Source organism: Acetivibrio ethanolgignens (assembly GCF_001461035.1).
Taxonomy (GTDB): Bacteria; Bacillota; Clostridia; order Lachnospirales; family Lachnospiraceae; genus Velocimicrobium; species Velocimicrobium ethanolgignens.
In genome coordinates this window covers 1-5,207 of the sequence record NZ_LNAM01000014.1, presented here as the reverse complement: position 1 = coordinate 5,207, position 5,207 = coordinate 1, and the positions used below count along the sequence as shown (strand labels likewise).

Here is a 5,207-nt window from a genome sequence, read left to right as displayed (position 1 = left end):
CTCTTTTGCATCTGTTCCGATTTTGGTGTGACTGGAGCAGATGTAAGAGTTGGAAGTTGTAAATGTCTGCTTAATCAGCAGACACTAAGTAGACCATTTGCAATGCTCTGATGAAGGAAAGCAGTTGACTGAATCTGTAGGTTTGATTACAGTAGACTAAGAGTAATTCAGTTAGAGATGCTGAATGACAATTTAACCCAGATGGGACGCTATGTAGAGGAGTCGATTGACCGCATTTTTGTGGCCTTGAAAGGACAGGATACTGAGGTAACAAAGGAAATTGTGGAGGGTGACAGGACGGTAAATGATATGGAAAAGACCATTTAAGTTCAGTGCCTTTCCCTGATTACCAGACAGCAGCCAGTGGCGAGGGATTTGAGAATTGTATCGGCAGCTTTAAAGATAGTTACGGATATTGAGCGGATTGGTGACCATGCAGTAAATATCGGTGAATGGACAATATTCCAGCAGAGCGGAGCTGTGGATAATGTAAGAATTTTATAGAAGAGGACAAAATATGGCAAAAATATTGGTAATAGAGGACGATGAAAATATACAGGAGTTGATTCGGATAGCCCTAAGCAGCTACGGATATGAGGTGAAAACCTTTGAAAAAGCAGAGGAGGGTCTTTCTCAGATGGAGAAGGAAAGACCATCCCTTTGTGTGTGTGATTTGATGCTGCCGGGGATGGATGGCCTATCTGCGATAAAAAAAGTCCGTGAAAAGCCTGAGTTTAAAGAACTTCCTATTATGATTCTTGCCGCAAAGGATACAAAGCCCTTTGGAATTATGGAGCTGGCAGCCAGGATACGTTCTTTATTACGCCGTTTCCCGGAAAAAACGGAGGAAAATGAGTTTTCTGCAGGAGATTTTCATGTTGATTTTGCAAAACGTGAGGTAGTGAAGAATGGACATCGGATAGAGCTTACCTATAAGGAATATGAGCTTTTGCATTATCTGATTGTGAATCAGGACCGTGTGGTTGAGCGAGAGGAGCTTCTTAACAATATCTGGGGTTATACCCAGGAGATAGAGACGAGAACCTTAGATATTCATATTCGTACCCTGCGGCAAAAAATTGGTGATAAAAAGGGAAAATACATACGAACGGTTCGCGGCGTTGGTTACCGGTTTGTAAAGGAAGAGGAAAAGAGATGAAAAGAGCAGTATTTTTGCATTTTGTAGGAGTTCTTTTATTTGCTTTATTGTTTAGTGGTGCAATTTCCTGTTATGTTGCCGGACAGCAGCTTTTAGACAGCAGTATTGAAAATATGCGGCATACCATATGGACTGTGGATGATGCCCTGGACTATGAAGCGGATTTGCAGAAGCAGCTGGTGCGGATAAAGACCTTTTCTAATGATGTCAACCGCCGGCTTACGATTATTAACCAGGAAGGAGAGGTATGTGCAGATACCGATGTTTCTCATATTTATGAGTTAGAAAACCATGGAGGGAGGACGGAAGTGGAGGATGCCTGGAAGAAAGGCTTTGGCTATGAAAGCCGCTATTCTGAGACTCTGAAGCGGAACACTCTCTATGTAGCGGAGCAGTCACGGTATGATGATTATGTAGTCCGTATGTCGGTTCCTTTTAATGGCTGGCTTGATTTTGCTTCCAGGCTGTTACCTGGATTTTTACTGGTATTCTGTCTTGTGTTTGTGATTTCTCTTGTGCTTGCCAGCCGCTTTGCTGACAGTGTGTCGCGGCCATTAGGAGAAATTTCACAGCAGATGCTTTCTCAAAAGGGAAGATTTACAGAATGGGAGTTTAAGACATATCAGTATCCGGAGCTTAATATTATTTCGAAGACGATGGAAAAGGTGGCTCAGGAGCTTAAGGATTATACGAATCGGCTGGAATTTGAAAAAAAGGTGCGGCAGGAGTTTTTTTCCAATGTTTCCCATGAGTTGAAAACGCCGATTACCTCTATCCGGGGGTTTGCTGAGCTTTTAGAAGGTGGATTTGTACCAGAGGAGGAAAAAAGACAGGAGTTTTTGCAGCGGATGATTAAAGAGACAAACCACATAACGGGCTTGATTAATGATATTTTGATGATTTCGAGGCTGGAAACAAAGGAGGCTGAGCCTGCTTTTTCTCAGGTGAGGGTTAGTATTCTTTTAGAGGATATCTTAAAATCTTTGGAGCCGATTGCAGATGAAAATGGTGTAGAATTGATTTCTGAGTGCCAGCCGGTGCTCTGGTATGGCTCGGAAATCCATCTGAGGGAAGTTTTTACTAACCTTATCAGTAATGGTATTAAATACAATAAGCCGGGGGGGCTGTGTCTGGGTGACTGTAGAGGCAAAGCCTGGCGAGCTTTGGATTCAGGTACAGGATACCGGAGTTGGTATTTCGGATGAGGATAAGGGAAGGATATTTGAACGATTTTATCGGGTTGACAAAGGAAGAAGCCGGAAACAAGGTGGTACCGGATTGGGACTTTCGATTGTAAAGCATATTGTTGAGTTTTGTAATGGAACGATAGAGCTTTCTACAAAAGTAGACGAGGGAAGTACCTTTTTGGTTCGATTGCCTATTGAAGTGAAAAATAAGATGTGCTAACATAGATTTAAGTAAGCTTTGCTTGAAATTTTGGTTATGGAGGCTCATCGAAATATGACAAAGGATGAAATAAGGAGGAGGCTTGCTTCCTCCTGGATTTATGTAAAGACCCTATTCCAATGGATTTTTTTTGCTATCGTGGTTGGTGGTATCGGTGGGGCGGTAGGTACCTTGTTCCACTATTGTATTGAATGGGTAACGGAGTACCGCATTGCTCACGATTTTATCTTATGGCTTCTACCGGTTGGTGGTATAGCTATTGTGTTTTTATATCGGCTCTGTCATATGGAGAATGACAGGGGTACGAATCTGATTATTTCTTCTATTCGTTCTAATGAGCAGGTTTCTATTTTAATGGCTCCTTTGATTTTTATCAGTACGGTGATTACCCATCTATTCGGTGGTTCTGCCGGAAGGGAGGGGGCAGCCCTGCAAATCGGAGGCAGTATTGGAGCCTTTATCGGTCGGCATTTTCATATGGATGAAAAAAATATGCATCTGATAACGATGTGCGGCATGAGCAGTGTTTTTGCTGCGCTGTTTGGGACACCACTGACAGCGGCGATGTTTTCCATGGAGGTCGTCAGTGTAGGAGTTGTCTATTATTCAGCTATTGTTCCCTGCATCTTTTCCAGCCTGGTCGGCTTTGCTGTGGCAGGTATGGCAGGAATAGCACCGACAGCCTTTAATATTGAGGAACTGATACCAGAGCTTTCTGTTCTATCGGTTGCACAGGTTTCTGTGCTGGCAGCTTTATGTGCTGTGTTAAGTATTGTCTTTTGTGTGCTTTTACATACTTCAGGACATTGGTTTAAAGAAAAGTTTTCCAACCAATATATAAGAATTATCGTAGGTGGTATTTTTTTAATTGCCCTGACCCTTCTTTCCGGCAGCCGTGATTACAATGGTGCAGGAATGGCAGTTATCGAACAGGCTCTTCGTGGGCAGGCTGTACCCTGGGCGTTTTTCTTAAAGATGCTGTTTACGGCAGTTACCATCGGAAGCGGTTTTAAGGGCGGTGAAATTGTTCCTACCTTTTTTGTGGGAGCTACCTTTGGCTGTGTTGCAGCTCCGCTATTAGGGATGGATGCAGGCTTTGGAGGAGCAGTAGGGCTTATTGCCCTTTTCTGTGGTGTTGTGAACTGTCCGATCAGCTCCCTGCTTTTGAGCATCGATATGTTTGGCTCGGAGGGTATGCTATTCTTTGCTATTGCATCCGGTATCAGCTATATGCTGTCGGGTTATTATAGCCTCTATAACAGCCAGAAGATTGTGTACTCTAAGGTGGCAGCGGAGTATGTAAATATGGATACGAAATAAAGGAAAATGTTTCTTAATAGTTGATTTTGTTTCCAAAAATATCGTTCCTTTCTCTGGTATATTTTTTTATTTTCCTGTATACTTGTCTTAGAAATTAGCAAGGAGCTTCCTGTATAATTCAAATATAGGGAATTCCAAGAAAGAAGGTTGAGAAAAAAATACCTCAGTGTAAAATAAGATTACTGACTTTGACCAGGTTAGTAAAAATCTTATTAAACAGAGAGGTATCTAAAATGAATTGTAACACACAAAACGCAAAAATTGCATCCATAACTGAAAATACTTTGATTGTTGGTATTGATGTTGGCAGCGAGACTCATTATGCCAGAGCATTTGACTGGCGAAATTATGAGTACTCGAAGAAACCATTGGAGTTTAGTAACACAGAAGCCGGTTTCCTGACATTCAAGGCATGGGTGGAGGATATTGCAGAAAAACATGGAAAAACCGCTGTAATTCCCGGTATGGAGCCGACCGGCCACTACTGGTTTGCTTTAGGGAAATTCCTGCAGGACAGCGGAATGAAGCCGGTACATGTGAATCCCCACCATGTTAAGAAATCGAAGGAACTGGACGACAACAATCCAAACAAGAATGACCGCAAAGACCCCAAAACAATTGCGGCACTGGTCAATGAGGGACGTTTTTCCTATCCATATATACCGACCGGCATATATGCAGAGATCAGGGGCCTTTCGAACCTGCGTTTCCAGACGCAGGAAGAGCTCACAAGGATCAAAAACCGGATTGCAAGATGGTTCTCCATCTACTTTCCGGAATATAAAGACGTATATGGAGACCTGAAAGCGATCAGCGGCAGAATGGTATTGAAAGCAGCTCCGTTGCCGGAGGATATCATAAAGCTAGGGGCAGAAGGTGTGAACCAGATCTGGAGAGATGCGAAGCTGAGAGGCGCTGGAATGAAGAGGGCAAAGACCCTGGTATCAGCCGCAGAGCATAGCATTGGGAGTAAGGAAGCACCGGAAGCAGCGAGAATCGAATTAAAAAATCTCCTGAATGACATGGATGTATATGCGTCAAGGCTGGAGGAACTGCTCCGGAGTATAGAAGAAAAACTAAAAGAGATCCCATATATTGATAAGCTGATGGCGATCAAAGGGGTCGGTCTGGTAACAGTCAGCGGTTTTGTCGCAGAGGTTGGGGACATTGGACGTTTTGATAATCCCAAACAGCTGCAGAAACTGGCGGGATATGCGATCGTGGCGAATGATTCGGGCAAGCATAATGGAGAAAGTCGGATCAGTCACCGCGGACGGAAGCGCCTGAGATATGTGCTGTATGAGGCAGCGATATCGCTGAT

5 protein-coding genes and 1 pseudogene are annotated in these 5,207 nt (G+C 43.4%); all 6 read left to right on the top strand.

The genetic code is table 11. The annotated features are described in order from the left end of the window. Window positions 1–177 precede the first annotated feature (177 nt). Window positions 178–504 (top strand): annotated as a pseudogene (locus ASU35_RS20025) (phosphate signaling complex PhoU family protein). Between the two features lie 13 nt (window positions 505–517). Continuing rightward, window positions 518–1,159, top strand: coding sequence for a response regulator transcription factor (locus tag ASU35_RS01930; protein WP_058351419.1), 642 nt, complete (start codon window positions 518–520; stop codon window positions 1,157–1,159). After that, window positions 1,156–2,364, top strand: coding sequence for a sensor histidine kinase (locus tag ASU35_RS01925; RefSeq protein WP_058351418.1), 1,209 nt, complete (start codon window positions 1,156–1,158; stop codon window positions 2,362–2,364). Before ASU35_RS01930 ends, ASU35_RS01925 begins: the two co-directional genes overlap by 4 nt. Then, entirely contained in the window at window positions 2,294–2,566 is a 273-nt protein-coding gene (locus ASU35_RS01920) for a sensor histidine kinase (protein ID WP_058351417.1), read from the top strand. The genes ASU35_RS01925 and ASU35_RS01920 overlap by 71 nt, the downstream gene beginning before the upstream one ends. Window positions 2,567–2,620: 54 nt before the next feature. Continuing rightward, window positions 2,621–3,886, top strand: coding sequence for a chloride channel protein (locus ASU35_RS01915; protein ID WP_058351416.1), 1,266 nt, complete (start codon window positions 2,621–2,623; stop codon window positions 3,884–3,886). 233 nt (window positions 3,887–4,119) lie between these two features. Beyond that, window positions 4,120–5,207 (top strand): IS110 family RNA-guided transposase (locus ASU35_RS01910; RefSeq protein WP_058351415.1); only part of this gene is annotated, 1,088 nt, incomplete at its 3' end.

Excerpts from the sequence above, each read along its gene's own strand:
- ASU35_RS01930 (WP_058351419.1), top strand. The coding sequence starts at position 518 with ATGGCAAAAATATTGGTAATAGAGGACGATGAAAATATACAGGAGTTG.
- ASU35_RS01925 (WP_058351418.1), top strand. The coding sequence starts at position 1,156 with ATGAAAAGAGCAGTATTTTTGCATTTTGTAGGAGTTCTTTTATTTGCT.
- ASU35_RS01915 (WP_058351416.1), top strand. The coding sequence starts at position 2,621 with ATGACAAAGGATGAAATAAGGAGGAGGCTTGCTTCCTCCTGGATTTAT.